The organism is Spirosoma arboris (assembly GCF_009754945.1).
Lineage (GTDB): Bacteria > Bacteroidota > Bacteroidia > Cytophagales > Spirosomataceae > Spirosoma > Spirosoma arboris.
Genome location: NZ_WPIN01000019.1, coordinates 108,170 through 121,822, shown reverse-complemented (window position 1 = coordinate 121,822; position 13,653 = coordinate 108,170). Strand labels below are relative to the sequence as shown.

Genomic DNA, 13,653 nt, shown 5'->3' with positions numbered 1-13,653 from the left:
CCGCTCGAACGCCAACAATAATTTGGTGATTTTGCCATTTCTAAACGTCGGCATTGAAAAACAATCTGCATTATGAAGCCCTGGCTAAAAGTATTTATTGGCTTTGCCTTAATCGGCGTTGGCCTTGCTATTTGGCTTTGGCTCAACCGGAAAGGTAGCCAGAGTCAAACGCCGTTACTAGCGGCTCAGTCGGGACAGGAGAACGTATTGAGCCTGATCGCCCAGATTGCCGTGAGTGGATCTACCATGTCGGGTAATAAAGTCGATAAAGAACCGGGTAAAGGCTTATCGGTCAATGACTATACTACCGACGAGAAAGAAAAACTGGCGGGCATTTCGTTGGTGGCTACATCTGGAAGTTATGCGGACCTGGCTAATAAGCCATTCATTCCGGCAGTAGCCAGTGATGTAGGAGCCTATTCAACCACTCAAACCGATAACCTACTCAGTGGTAAAATTTCCTTTCTATCAACCAGTTCGATGGATGAGGTAAACGCAGCCGCCACGGGCCCCAGGCGATTATTCATCGAACTCGATAACGGGAGTAGTGCCGACGCTGAACTCTATTATTATTCCCCTCGCGTCGGACGCTACAAAGTTTTCATCTTCAAATAACATGGCTACACTCGAACAAAGAATTACGGCGGAATCCGGTAAAACGCTGGTTGCTCCAGACGACAGAGCCGTTTGGGATGCTAAAAGCACAACTGAAAACCCCAAAGGAGTCTGGAATGCCGCCACCAATACCCCCGATGCGGTTGCTACGTTGACCACTATTGGCGATACACTGGATGTGACCGTTGGGGGTACCAATAGCGTGACAGGCGTTCCGGTTGTTTGGGCAGCGCTGGATAAAATCAAGAAAACCACCGCCGGGCTGGTTCAGATTCCCAATGCTGCCAAGCCGGGTCCATTATCCGTGGGAGTGGCTCAATTAGATGCGAAGGTTAGTACCCTCGTCTGGCAGGAACTACCCCCTGAGTCTGGCTATTTGGTTGGTCTTTTGGATGCAAAAAAACGGATTCTATTTGGCTTTAAGCTCGATGGATCATTCGCTGTTACCAAGTTTGGGTTAGGCTCGATTGGTGGGGCTGCCCTGGTCGATGCATCCATACCCCTAGCGAAGTTAGGGACCGATGCAACATCGCTATTCTGGCAGGTCATGCCGCCCGAATCAGGCTACAATCTAGCGATGGTCGATGCGAAAAAACGGATCTATTTCGGCACGAAAACAGATGGTTCGTTCGTGGCGACCAAGTATGCCGTCAATAGTATCGGCGGTACAGCGCTGGTAGATGGTACGATCACATTAGCCAAGTTAGGGGCCGATGCGAAGGGGTATATCTGGCAGGACTTACCTGTAGAAACGGGCTATATGGGCGGCTTTTTGGATGCTAAAAAGCGCATTCTGTGGGCCGTTCGACTCGACGGCACCTTTTATGCCCCTAAGTTCGAATTTACGTTAGGTAACAACGTCGTCGGGATGGCAAACCTGACGACTGACGTCCAAAACGCACTGCTTGCAGGGGGTAGTACGAATGTCAACGAACGCGTTGTGGTCGAAGATGATAATCTTCTGAGAGGAAAGGTTGTCGATATCTCCACCAATTCGGGTATTGGTGGCGCGAACTTTATGCGGTTCCCCCGGTTTCGTACCCCTGTTTTGCAGGGCATAAACACATCAGGCCAGACGCTTGAGTTTCGGAAGTCGTCTGGCCTTTTAACGAAGGCAGAGAAGTCTATCGGCACATTTACGCCAGCCGCTACCCTTCAGGAATTAGTCTACAAAGGAACCACGGGCAGCTCACCCGTTTCGACGGGTCTGGTTGCTGGCGATTATTATGCCATTCGTGCTTTGGTTGGGACGCCGGTAGTTATTAATTCGCAATCCTACGTCGGTGGCGATATCACGATCTGGGATGGAACCCAATTTGTCAAAAAGGCCGCACCGGCACCAACCGAAACGGCGCTAATTGGCCATTGGTGGGTGGTTGATACCGCTGGAACATTCGACAAAATTTCGTATGCCGTTGGCGACATTATTTATTGCGTTGCCATCGCTTCGCAGGGAGGGCCGTACACCCGTTATTTTACGAAGCTAAAAGCGGGGGAATACGCCTGTGCGGGGGAGTTCAACCCGGCTACCTTAAGTGGCCCAATCACCTCGGATTACGTTTATTACATCGCATCTACCGCAGGCTCGTATGATGGAAAATCGTTCGTTCGGGGGGATATTTTAGTGCGCCAAGCAGGTGCCTGGCATAAGGTAGGCTCTGAGGTAATTACTAGTATTGCTGCGGGTTCTTTCTTTAGCTTTAACTGCGCGGCCTTCGCGGATGAATATGAGGTTCGCCGGGCAGACGTTTCGGCCACTCGTGTTCAGGTAACGGCCCAGGGGCGGAGTGCCTATAGTCAGAAAGCGAGTGCCGGATCGCTGGTCGCCTATACAGACAGTATGGGGGCTAATCTGCTGTCATTGGCTGCGTTAGTCACTCCAAGAGTATTTGCTTTAAATGCCTTTGGTGGCGGGACATCGGAACAAATTCTTTCGATGCAAAAATACCACATCCTCAATGGCGATCCTTATAAAGGCTGGATTCACCTGTGGTATCATGGCCAGAATAACACGAGTGATTTAGCTCAATACAAAAAGGCCGTCGAGGAAGGAATCAATATGACCGGCGCACGGGATCGGCGGTTCCTATTCTTAGGTGTCTTGGGTCAGCGAAATGCGCTCTACAACGGCACTCGGCTCGTGATTGATGCCCAGGAAGGCCGGTTTCAGAAGAGTTCAACCAATGCCATTTACAACATTGAAACCTACCTGGACAGTGTTGTTTCGGGTAGCTGGATTAGTACCTATCAGGTGCTCTTATCTAGTGCAGTAGGCCGCACAACCATTGACCCGACATTCCCTGGTATGACCGAAGCAGCCGTCGCAAGTACATATGGGGTTCTTCCGTTTTCGTACTGGTTCGATTGGACAGCCGCACCCTTCACAGCCGCGCAACTTAATTTCCTAGGCTATTCGGACGCGACTCCAACAGGAGGCTCCAACTTCGATTATTACCTGACGACAACAGGCAATCTAGTGGTCAACGTGTCGGGCACTTGGACGACCTACACCTATGACCGAATCCACACGTTGTCCACCGTTCGCACCCTGTATGCAACTGCCGTTCAAAACTGGCTTACCATTCAAAAATTTTAACTCCAATTATTTCATACAATGGCTAATAATTCTGGATTATTCATGCAGACTCAGGCGGAGATTCAAAATCCCGATCCAAACTGGCCCGTTATTCGTAAAGACTCTCGTTTAACCGCAGGCTCTTTACTCCTTATTGATCCTTCTCACAGTCTTTTAGGACTGAGTGCCGTCCCTGCGAGTGGGGGTATAATTCCGAATATTGCCTGGGAAGAAGCAGCCGCTATTCTAGGCTCAGGGACACAAGTTTCTTTATCGGCGACTGTCACGAACAACTTTGGCGCGAACGTGTCACTTTTTGAGCTGTCACCCAAAAAGCTACTTCACGGAATTGTCAGTCAAACCGCTAACACGGCGACGGCGGTTTACCAAATCGCACAAGCGGCTATTGCGGCCTATATAGTGGCCAATCCTACCCATGATTTTTATTATTCACATGCCGGTTATATAAGCCGGGCTCCCCTTAATGCCAATCATATTTATATGGGGTTGACCAACTCGCAGTATTCAGTGAATAATATCGTTCGGTTTCAGCAGACAGGTACGACGGCAGCGGGTCAAACCGGTGTACGAAATAGCCCTTCGTTACCTATGGCTCAGGGCTATTTCTTCCGAAATGTCGCGGGCAAAGGCGTAACGGGTAGCCTGGCTTCGCCGACGAACCTGATTAAATGGGGGTCGAATAACAACTGGGGGGAATTTGTAGCGAATCAAGCCCCAAGTTGGGCATTAGGTTGGGGTCACATAGTCGATCTGACCGTCGCGGGTTTGACATACACCCAGATGGATACGATTGAACTGGCTTACTATAACAGTCTGCTCGTTGCTGGTGGACGGTTCACGGGAGATACGTTCACGGCTCCTTCGACGCTGGCGTAAATAAACATCAAGTTTATGGATCGTAGAAAATTTGGCTTATCCGTACTCGCAACATCCGTATTTACGGCTATAGGTCCATTGCGTAATGGAGTAAAACTAATTGAACCCATTAAAACAACTCCATTAACGCCAAAGCCGGAAGATTGGAGTTGGGTAGTTGTAGACCAAAACCGTCGAATATTATTTGGAGAATTATTGACCGGAGAGCGCATAAGCTGCTTAACTCCTGAACAATTCAAACAAATAAAATTATGAATAAGAGACTCGAAATAGGCGATACATTATTTTCAGAAGGGCCCGAGGGTACATTATCGGTAATAATAACTGAAGTGACCAACACGGAAGCTATCGTAAAGGAAAGGCGAGAAATAACGTTTCGCTTCAATCGAGACTTCACCGAGGGAGATGAGGCTGTGGAGAATATGTTCGGCAAAAAACTCCATAAATACTGGAATACTCGCCCGGTTTTCCCGCAAAATTACGCACGTCAGCTAGCACGACAAGAAAACGTAGCTAATGAACATGGATGGAGTCTTGACAATACTCAATATACGTTAGCCCTATTTATCGACGAGGATAAAACGGCATACACACCCATTCGCTACACTGAAAAATTGTTAGCCGAACTGGAACAACCCAATTAGCCTACGTCAACCATACCTTACTAATCTTCCTATGACTCCTATCCGTTGGCTTCTCATCGCCCTGGCGCTTGCTGGCTTGGCAGGTGTTGCTTACTGGCTATTCAGACCCGTAAGCAACAAAATAGCCACTTCGTCGGCTGGATTACCGGAGGCAGCCAACGCACTTTCAGGCTCTAGTCTAATTAGTGAGCGTCCTACCGAACCGCCTGCCCCGCTCACCCAATACGTGTATGTGCCCGTTCCCACCAGCAATGGACCGGATATCGTTATTCCCATTACCACCAATGGCCAAACAGCCTTTACCGTCGACGCGAACGAAACGCGCCGGAAAGTATTCTTGAATGGGTTAAAGCTGCAAGCCAGTGACTATACGCTGCTTCCGCCTACCCTTACCTACCTCTCATCTGTACCCCTGGAAACGGACGATGTATTGGAACTAGCCTACTAGTATGAAAGAAAAGCAACTCGAAAATCGACTTATCCTCGCTGATGTAAGCCAGCTTGCTTCCTATTCAGATGCTCCCAATCGATTAGCGGTTGGGGGTAAACTGCTGAAGTATGGACCCTCTATCACCGATGTGGTTGATAACGTGTTCTTTTTCCCGGCCACGGGGAAAGGGCCGGGGCGATGGATGCTGGATCATCAGGGCGAGCTGAATGCTCGGGAGCATGGCAAGGCTACCGGAGATGGCCAAACCGACGATACGGTAGCCTTACAGCAACTCATCAATTTCGCCTGTAAAGCCAACAATCCATCTGAGTTTGGGGCCTTTTCACCCGCCAATGGCCACAGCAATACCGTGTACATTCCCCATGGCACCTACCTCGTTACCGATGAATTGATTGTGCCAGGTTCAGTAACCATCCGAATGGATCGGGCCACAGCCTACGGGGGAACGCGAATTATTCAGCAAATGGAGGGTAAACATCTATTTCACATCAAGAAAGATACGGATGGTACGTCGTCGGGCGTGTTTTTCTGGGGAGGTATTCTCATTCAGGGCTCGTCCGTGCAGCACCCGGAGATTGCCTTGATCTATGCAGGTGATGATGATGCCCAGGGCGATGCCAACAATCAATCCACCTATATCGAAGGGGTCTGGTTTCGGACGCCCGAAAACTACGCCATTAACATTCGGCGGGGTGGCGACATCAAGATTCTGGACTGTACGTTCGACGTGATCCCCTTCAACGCCATCAAGCTGGGCACCCTGACCACCAGATTGACCCATGCCCTTATCCGGGGGTGCACCTTTTTTCAGGTTGCCTTGAACTGCATTCAAGTGCTGGGCGTCGAAGGCTTGGTCATCGCCGATAACAACGTATGGGATAATGATGGCAACAATTTATCCACGACGTTTATCGACGCGGGGGATGGATCGATACAGGGCCTAACGGTTGTGGGCAATACAACCCGGAACGTGCCGCTGTTTTGTCGGCTGAGTACCTCAGCGCGGGGCGTTACGATAACGGGCAATGGTTGCTTTCGCCAAACGCATCAACTGGTTCAGTTGACCGGGGGTGGTGTATTGTATGGGGCCGTCATCAATTCCAACAGCGTATTTTTCCCTGGACAGGCGTTGGCTCCCGGCATCGATGCGACGGGTTGTGGCCTCCAAAATTCAACCCTCATCGGGAATAGTTTTTTTGCGGAAACACTGACCACGGATTACCCGGCGATGCGGCTGAATGATAATCGAATTATCAACAATCAGATTGGCTATAACGCATCGCTCAATTTTTCCCAGACCTCCCAACTTCATTTACCACAGGCGAATGGTTCCTTGTTTCCAGAAAGCGCCCAGGCGGGTGATTTGCTCCTGCATGATGGCACAACGTGGACTCTACTCCCGAAAGGCACCAACGGACAATTTCTAAAAATGGTGGCTGGTCTACCGGCCTGGTCGAATTAACCACTTCCCGACTTACTGTCAATTCAATCATAACCTAGCTCAAGACGATGAAACGCTTCGATTTCAAACACATGACCCCCCTGCGCTGGGTACTGATTGGCCTGGCCGTGGTGGGACTCGCCGGTTTAGTCTACTGGTTGCTATTGCCAACGGCCAAAAAAATCGCCAGCTCACCCATGCTGAACACCCTGAATAACCTGGTCAATAAAGTCATCCAGGTTTCTCCCGACGATGACTATACGACGGTCGATGGCACCGATCAGGGGTCGGGCAACTATACGGCCAACCCTTCTTGGCTGGTAGGGGATTATGGCGCTGAGTCGGGCGTCGATTATGAAGGCAATGCCTTCGTACGGGATTCGGCGCCGACTATTCCTTTTGAGGCTAAAGTCAGGCCCTACCTTCATGGGGTGGATTATTATTTTCCTGAACAGACCGCTAAAGGGGTTACGTTGTATAAGCGTTTTCCAGAATTCGCCCTGGCCGATGTCAAGATTCATTCGATGGGCCCCTGGTTTTCGGATGCCTCCGCGAATGCCCAGTTTAGCCGGGGCATCACCACGATCACCACCTTACCCAATTTCCGTAATGGGGGGCCACAGGATGTCAAAAGCCTGCCGGCGAATCGAAAGAACACCATGCTACCCGATGATGTGTTTTGGGTGCTCTCCGGTTCGCTCGCCAATAGCCTGGGTAGTGCTGACCCCCGTTATGAGGCATTGATGGCCTTGGCCAATAACCATGAATTAATAGCGGATGAAAATGCGTATATCGAACTGGGCCGTTTCGCCTGGCAAAATCAACGTTATACGAATGCTATCGATGGGCAATTTTCCCGCTACCTCTCCCTGGACATCGAAATCTCCTCCCCCTATACGAACTACCGCCTAATCGTGGGTTGGCTCTATAAGGGCTTTTGCTCAGCCGCTGCCGAAGCGGGCTTTACCATCCGACCCTTTACCTACTATGGTCCTGAACAGGTTGTAATCGAGGGCTTAAGTGATCGAATGGGCGGCAGTGGCGACCCGGAATATTTGTCGGAACAGTTCGACTTTCTGGCCAATACCCTGGACCCAACCATTCAGGCCATTGCTCAGTTTGGGGGTGTTTTCGCCAATGATACCTATTTGCAAGGTATTTGGGGGAATGAACCGTTATTGATGCGCGATGGCAATGGCACCCCACAGACGGACGGGGGTGGGTTTGTGCTCTATAACGAGCTGAGCCAAACCACAGCCTACGGCCAGACGATACCCCTCGAAGCGGGCGAAGCACAAAAATGCCTGCGTGATCTGTATGAGCAGTCAACGAGGTTATATTTAATGAATCACCGGATTGCGGGGCAATACCCCGCCCAGAGTGGCATGCGCCGGAGTGGGCTGGAAGGGACCAAAACGGGCTCATTTACCCGCTATACGAATGAAGGCGTGGACGGTATCACCCATAACGACCGACCCGTTCCCGCCTGGCAATTAGAGCTGTTCAATGCCCTGAATCTATTTCTGACCCAACATCTGTGGTGTTGGGGGGTGGATTTCAACCACGAGCCGGATGCGTTGGGAGCCAACCATGCCGATACCTGGTACTACGGAGCCTATGGCGTGGCGGAAAGCATCACCAAAGCTGCCCACCGGCACGCGGCCTTTACCAACATTCAGGCATCGGCTTTCAAATGGTGCTGGTTTAATCTGGCGATGGTCAATCACATGCAGACCGATGGCGATGGATACCACCAGAAAGCCCTGTGTCATGCCAAGATCAGGAACGTAAATGGTACCGTCTGGCTGGAAGTGTTACTCGCGTTTCCGGCCTCGGATAATCGCTCCACTCTGTTTCAGGTTTGGGTGCAACAGGGCAGCATTCAAAGTGAGATTTTTCAGTGTGAATTACCGTCCGGCAGACATTATTTCTACGATTGTTTTTTGCTGCCGTCCTCATTCAGCTATGAGCAAGTAGAAGGCGAGAACGTCTATTTGACCTACCCGGATACGATGAATGTACCGCGATACCACCGGGGCGATTATCGTCAATCGGTTGATAATGTAGTTGCTCCCTAGCCAGCGAAACCATGATTATTGCGTTTAAGAATCACCTCAATCACCCCGATCTGGCCAACCGGCTGATTAGCGTTTGGACGCAATCGGATTGGGTACACGTCGAAATGCTGTTACAATATCCCCGGCAGCTAGCCGTCAGCAGCCGACCCAGCCACGGCGGCATCACCGTTTCGGATTGGTCCTCTGCGCTACCCAATGCATCGACCTGGCAGTACTATGAGGTGCCGGTTAGTTCAGAAATGGCCGTGTGGGACTTTCTGCTCTCGCAGGCCGATAAATCCTTCAATTGGTCAGGTTTAGTAGCCAGTCAGGTATTTGGTGCGTCACTGCCCCGAACGGACAGTTGGTTTTGTTCGGAGCTGACCTATGCCACCCTGCTTCAGTATTCACCTCTGGCACTACCTCAGCGCAATCCAGCCGAGGTAAGTCCCGCCCTGCTTCGTCAGTATCTCATTGACTTGCATTGCCCAAAAATTGACATCAACAACTTAATTACTTTATAAACATGGCTTTTTCAACAGAGACCAAATACGGCTACCAGGATGGCGAACAGTTCGGCAACTGGGGACCAACCTTTCCCATTTTTGCACGGGTGGTCAACAATGAACTCTACGCCGTCGCGCGGGAAGATAACCCCGCCTGGGCCGGTCAATCCCGGTTTGGCAAAATGTTCACCCTGTCTGTGGAATGGCTAAAAGGGACCATTTTCGCGGATCATCCGACGGATGCCGATTTCTTTGCCGATAAACCCAATCAGGTCGAAGATACGAGCGTGCCCGGCAATGAGTTTGTCAAATCCAATGACACGGCCAATTTATTGAAGCGTCCCAACGCCGATGCAGCGCAGACCCTGCCCAAGCTGGAAACCGAGCCGACGAAAGCCAAAGACGTGCCGGTGATAGCCGCAACGACCACCACACCTGTTCCAGCCACCATGCTTGCCGCCGTCACGTCGGTTAAGCAAATGCCCCAATGGGCCTTGATTGCGCTCAGTATCACCCTGGTGGGTGCCGTCGTGGGGATCATTATCTGGCTACGAAAACGAAATGAAGCATAGGTTAAGGTTCAGGCAACGGGCCTGCCGCTTGACTGGCCCGTTCTTTTTCTTTTTGCTATGATAGGGCTACTCATTTGGGATATTATCAAAACGGGCGCGACCTGGCTAGGTCGGGGACTCGCCCGACAAACGACCTGGCGCGTTTGGCAACTACTACTCTTCGTGGTGGCTCTACTTGTGGGCTACACCTACCTAATGAATCGGCAGATCGATCAGGAAGTAATAACGGCCCGCGCACAAACCAAATCGGGCCGATTGGGCAAAACCAGTAAAGCCCAGCAAGCCGCTATCGAAACCCTCGTCAACTCCATTGTCACTCATGTATCGAATGCCGATAGTGCCGAAGCGACCCGCCAACAGCTTACCAAAGCGGCTTTTTCTTTGCCTGTTGATAGTCTGCAAACTGTGCTCGATAGCGTATTCGCAGTCAGCAGTGAACGACACGACAGAGCTAACCTCACGCCCTATACGTCTGACCCCAAGTCAGGCAAGACAAGCCATCGCTGACCGAATCTCCGTACCGAATTTGGAGTATCAGATTGGGCAGTTAAGAAAGTCAGTTGCGGACCAAACGTCACTGACTGTACTACTTTCGAATGAGAACATTGCCCTAAAGCAACAGGCCGTAGTAGATAATGAAACGATTCAAAAACAGGGTCGGCAAATTGTGTGGCTAAAGGTTAAGCAATGGGGTTTAATAGCAGGATCGCTCTACGTACTAATTCGAACTATAAAATGAATAAACTCGAACGCAATCAGATCACTGTCCGAAAGTGGCATCGACGGCTTCGGCTGTATAAGATTCCGATCTCGGATGCGGGGCAAGCCACGGCTTTCAAAGCTCAAGTACGTCCTTGTAATTGTCGGGTTTGCCAAAAGCCGAAATATAATCGGGCCAAAGAAAAAGCCGCCAACGACAAATCGTAGACGGCTTATCTTTATTTCCCATTCCAAGCTTAGTGTAAAAATAATAAAAATGTATCAGACAAAAGGGCCAGATCAGAAATGTAGCAAGTGTGGTTCGCTGAACCGTGCAGAAATTGTCCTGACCGGAGAAGGTGCTAACCGTCGATGTAATTCCCTTGGACACGAGGTTTTGACCTGGGTTACGACCACTTCAAATACCACAGATACACCGATTGTAAGATACTATCAACTCCAAGTATTATCATTTATTAAATCCTTCACAATCATGCCTTTCTCATTTGACTATGCTCCTGACCGCTCCAAAGAATCCGCTTATCGGAAGGACTATTATACAAAAATGGGCTGCTTGCCTGATGAGATAATTACGCTGGTCACACGGCGACTCCGAAGGCGTTCGCCATTCAAAACAAATTGAAACACCTGGTTCCCTAGATGGAATGATCTATGATCTATGGATTCCGTAACCCATAGATCATAGATCATTCCATCTAGGGAACCAAGTCAGCTCGGGTAAATAAAGTAAACGAGGCTTCTAGAAAACTGGATGGGGCTGCCAGCCGTAGAATCTCGACCAGGTCTGGATCATCGTCCACTACCAGAATACGGAATTGATTCGGCATCGTATCGGCTCGACAAGGGTAAGCGCACAAGGTAGTCATTTTAGGTTCTACCTGACAAGTTCCAACCTTCAGTTCAATGTTGAATGGAGTTGGCCCGAGAAGTTCCGTATCGTAAAATCTGAGCTGGGCTCAATAAATCGGCAGGCTTGGGCAGTTGGTCTAAACCGGTGATCTGGTTGTTCTATAACAAAAAAGGAACAGGCCCGGTAATGCCAAGCCCCCAAGCCTGACCAGAGCGAACCCGTCGAGCTTACAGGCAGGGTGTAGCAGTAACGATCTGGGCCAAATCGTAAAATTATAGGGGATTTGCTCAGTAAAGGCAGGCATTTACACATGAACCAGCAAAGATACAGCACCCAGAAACAGAAGCAGGCTAATACCAAAAACAACAAACCAAGTAATGGCCCTGACAGGGTCGAGAGAAGTAGAATTGATACGATTCATAACCAGGCAACGAATAGCGATGGATTCATAATTAAGCATGGCGATGGATCAAGGTCTGCTATTACAGAAGAGCCGAATAGTGTACTCTTTTTAATAGACAAAAAATAAGCAGTAAAGTCACATTTAGTAACGACTAATTTTGCCTGGAGTAGCGTCTACTGGAAAGCATTAGCGCACTTACCCTACCGACAACTGAAATGGTAAAGCCGAAGGATAAAGCAGGTTTACCAGTCCCCTGATCCCTATAAGGCTATTATACACTGGCCAAGCTTGTGATGAGCCAGGGGAGTAGTTTCCTTTAGGCAAGCCGGACATCGTCTGACACAAAGGAACTGTATTCCGGTTTAAGCAGGTGTGTACTGGCACCGCATTTTTTAGGCCAGTCAATGCCTAATTGCTGGACCACTTCGCTGATTCGCCTTCTGCCAATGGGAAGACGAGCCCCATTTCGCATGATCAGATGGGCCACGATGGAAGAAACTACGACACAACTATAGATATGGTCCGAATTTACCAGGTTGGCTTTGTGAATACGAATAAACTGGGGCCACCGTTCACTGTACCATTTTAAGGTTCGGCTGGTTAAGATTGACTTTCCATTCAGCAGGTAAATCGTGCAATAGTTGATGTCCCCAATTAAATAAAGAACCTGATTAGGGTCAAACTTATGCTGTTGGTTGGCCGCGTCGAATCGTTTCATAAATAGCAAGATTGAGCAAAAGGTAAATCAAATGTATAGGAATTTACTTATTTGTAAATCTGCTTTTACGATAAATTCAGTTACGGGTATTTTGATGGGCTAGTGCCATATTGCATTAGGTGCCTATGTGTTTAGGCAACCGTAAGCTGCTCTGACCCATAAGAAATCTATTCGGGTTTACTTACCTGTGTAGTCGTATCGCTATAGGTGGCCCAAATTCTAAACATAAATCTGTATTTTTTAGGAAAATTTTCTCAAAAAATATAAATCTTTTAGTAGGCAGGTAACCGTATATATACCCATCGTCAAACATAAATAATCCACATACTTCTATGAATACTCTTATACAGGACAACGGTTTATCAGATAATGTCCGTTTTCAACGTATCGTAACGCGGTGGAGTCAAGCGCTTAAAGAATTTTATGAATCCTATACTCAATTGGTTACCTGCCTTAGGACACCTGAACGTAGCCAGGCCTTTAGAGTCTATATCGGTCAATGTCCAACAAGGCAACTAATACGCTTAGTCAATGCCATGCATCGGGAGCTAGGCAAGCTAGACAAAGACACGGATCAACTGAATCAAGTAAGAAATCTAACGTCTCATACGTTGCTGCTAAACCGGCTGAATCGCCAGGCCAAAAGTAGTCTCTACTTGGTAGGTTCATCAGCCTCTTAGAGAGGGAGGCAATTTTGCAGATACTTAGCCTCAGTATACCATTTATATTCAAAAACCGCCTTTACTACTTGTAAAGGCGGTTTTTTCTTTTTATATTGTACTTATAATCAGTTAGTTATAAATAAAGAAAAACCCCAACACCGCAAATCTTGGCAGACCAGGTGAAGGGGCATGTAAACACACTTAATCGTTCATTAATTATGTCCACAGAGCAAAGCTACGTGGGTAGGGAGAACTATGCAAGCCCTGCCCAACAACCCTGGAGCAGTCACACCTACCGCACCCAAATTTACCTACTTGTTGCGGCCATTGCCCGCCTGAGCGAAGAGCCAGAGTCTCAGATTTGGAAGCGGCTCTATGAAAAGCTGGAGGCTTTTTATGGAATTTATCTACCTGGCATTCCTCGTAGAAAAAACGAATCCCTACTTAGGGTAGCGGAGCGTCACGACGTGATAGATAAAGTGTACCTGGTAGCCCAGGCCGAAAAACTAAGCCTTCAATAGAGTGATGGAGGTAACAAACAC

The 13,653-nt window shown here is 49.0% G+C and carries 18 protein-coding genes; 15 read left to right on the top strand and 3 right to left on the bottom strand.

Annotation, left to right across the window (positions count from 1 at the left end):
* Positions 1 to 72: 72 nt before the first annotated feature.
* The 13 genes from GO755_RS33400 (at position 73) to GO755_RS33340 (ending at position 11,100) form a co-directional block, all read left to right on the top strand.
* Positions 73 to 615, top strand: coding sequence for a hypothetical protein (locus GO755_RS33400; RefSeq protein ID WP_157589784.1), 543 nt, complete (start codon positions 73 to 75; stop codon positions 613 to 615).
* Position 616: 1 nt separating this feature from the next.
* On the top strand, positions 617 to 3,211 hold the full coding sequence (locus tag GO755_RS33395) for a hypothetical protein (protein ID WP_157589783.1): 2,595 nt from the start codon (positions 617 to 619) through the stop codon (positions 3,209 to 3,211).
* 18 nt (positions 3,212 to 3,229) lie between these two features.
* On the top strand, positions 3,230 to 4,087 hold the full coding sequence (locus tag GO755_RS33390) for a hypothetical protein (RefSeq protein ID WP_157589782.1): 858 nt from the start codon (positions 3,230 to 3,232) through the stop codon (positions 4,085 to 4,087).
* Positions 4,088 to 4,102: 15 nt separating this feature from the next.
* A complete protein-coding gene (locus tag GO755_RS33385) occupies positions 4,103 to 4,342 on the top strand; it encodes a hypothetical protein (protein WP_157589781.1) in 240 nt (79 codons plus the stop codon).
* Positions 4,339 to 4,731: a hypothetical protein gene (locus GO755_RS33380; protein WP_157589780.1), complete on the top strand. Its 393-nt coding sequence runs from the start codon at positions 4,339 to 4,341 to the stop codon at positions 4,729 to 4,731. The genes GO755_RS33385 and GO755_RS33380 overlap by 4 nt, the downstream gene beginning before the upstream one ends.
* A gap of 31 nt (positions 4,732 to 4,762) precedes the next feature.
* Positions 4,763 to 5,179, top strand: a complete 417-nt coding sequence (locus GO755_RS33375; protein WP_157589779.1) for a hypothetical protein — start codon at positions 4,763 to 4,765, stop codon at positions 5,177 to 5,179.
* A gap of 1 nt (position 5,180) precedes the next feature.
* Positions 5,181 to 6,644, top strand: a complete 1,464-nt coding sequence (locus GO755_RS33370; protein ID WP_157589778.1) for a right-handed parallel beta-helix repeat-containing protein — start codon at positions 5,181 to 5,183, stop codon at positions 6,642 to 6,644.
* 47 nt (positions 6,645 to 6,691) lie between these two features.
* A complete protein-coding gene (locus GO755_RS33365) occupies positions 6,692 to 8,701 on the top strand; it encodes a hypothetical protein (protein ID WP_157589777.1) in 2,010 nt (669 codons plus the stop codon).
* Between the two features lie 11 nt (positions 8,702 to 8,712).
* Complete coding sequence (locus GO755_RS33360; RefSeq protein WP_157589776.1) at positions 8,713 to 9,204, top strand: hypothetical protein; 492 nt, start codon at positions 8,713 to 8,715, stop codon at positions 9,202 to 9,204.
* 2 nt (positions 9,205 to 9,206) lie between these two features.
* Positions 9,207 to 9,758 (top strand): hypothetical protein, encoded by a 552-nt coding sequence (locus GO755_RS33355; protein WP_157589775.1) that lies wholly within the window; start codon positions 9,207 to 9,209, stop codon positions 9,756 to 9,758.
* 57 nt (positions 9,759 to 9,815) lie between these two features.
* Positions 9,816 to 10,265, top strand: coding sequence for a hypothetical protein (locus GO755_RS33350; protein WP_157589774.1), 450 nt, complete (start codon positions 9,816 to 9,818; stop codon positions 10,263 to 10,265).
* A 228-nt stretch (positions 10,266 to 10,493) separates the two neighbouring features.
* Positions 10,494 to 10,685 carry a hypothetical protein gene (locus tag GO755_RS33345; RefSeq protein ID WP_157589773.1) on the top strand — a complete coding sequence of 64 codons (192 nt, stop codon included), beginning with the start codon at positions 10,494 to 10,496 and terminating at the stop codon, positions 10,683 to 10,685.
* A 265-nt stretch (positions 10,686 to 10,950) separates the two neighbouring features.
* Positions 10,951 to 11,100 (top strand): hypothetical protein, encoded by a 150-nt coding sequence (locus GO755_RS33340; RefSeq protein WP_157589772.1) that lies wholly within the window; start codon positions 10,951 to 10,953, stop codon positions 11,098 to 11,100.
* Between the two features lie 73 nt (positions 11,101 to 11,173).
* Here the strand turns inward: GO755_RS33340 and GO755_RS33335 are convergent, their stop codons facing one another.
* The 3 genes from GO755_RS33335 to GO755_RS33325 form a co-directional block, all read right to left on the bottom strand.
* Positions 11,174 to 11,344 carry a hypothetical protein gene (locus GO755_RS33335; RefSeq protein WP_157589771.1) on the bottom strand — a complete coding sequence of 57 codons (171 nt, stop codon included), beginning with the start codon at positions 11,342 to 11,344 and terminating at the stop codon, positions 11,174 to 11,176.
* 288 nt (positions 11,345 to 11,632) lie between these two features.
* Positions 11,633 to 11,788 (bottom strand): hypothetical protein, encoded by a 156-nt coding sequence (locus tag GO755_RS33330; RefSeq protein WP_157589770.1) that lies wholly within the window; start codon positions 11,786 to 11,788, stop codon positions 11,633 to 11,635.
* Positions 11,789 to 12,047: 259 nt separating this feature from the next.
* The gene (locus GO755_RS33325; protein WP_157589769.1) at positions 12,048 to 12,449 is read right to left on the bottom strand and encodes a LytR/AlgR family response regulator transcription factor; all 402 of its coding nucleotides are present in this window, start codon (positions 12,447 to 12,449) and stop codon (positions 12,048 to 12,050) included.
* A 332-nt stretch (positions 12,450 to 12,781) separates the two neighbouring features.
* Between GO755_RS33325 and GO755_RS33320 the strand changes: the two genes are divergently transcribed.
* Positions 12,782 to 13,129, top strand: a complete 348-nt coding sequence (locus GO755_RS33320; protein WP_157589768.1) for a hypothetical protein — start codon at positions 12,782 to 12,784, stop codon at positions 13,127 to 13,129.
* A gap of 200 nt (positions 13,130 to 13,329) precedes the next feature.
* On the top strand, positions 13,330 to 13,632 hold the full coding sequence (locus GO755_RS33315) for a hypothetical protein (protein ID WP_157589767.1): 303 nt from the start codon (positions 13,330 to 13,332) through the stop codon (positions 13,630 to 13,632).
* Positions 13,633 to 13,653: the final 21 nt, after the last annotated feature.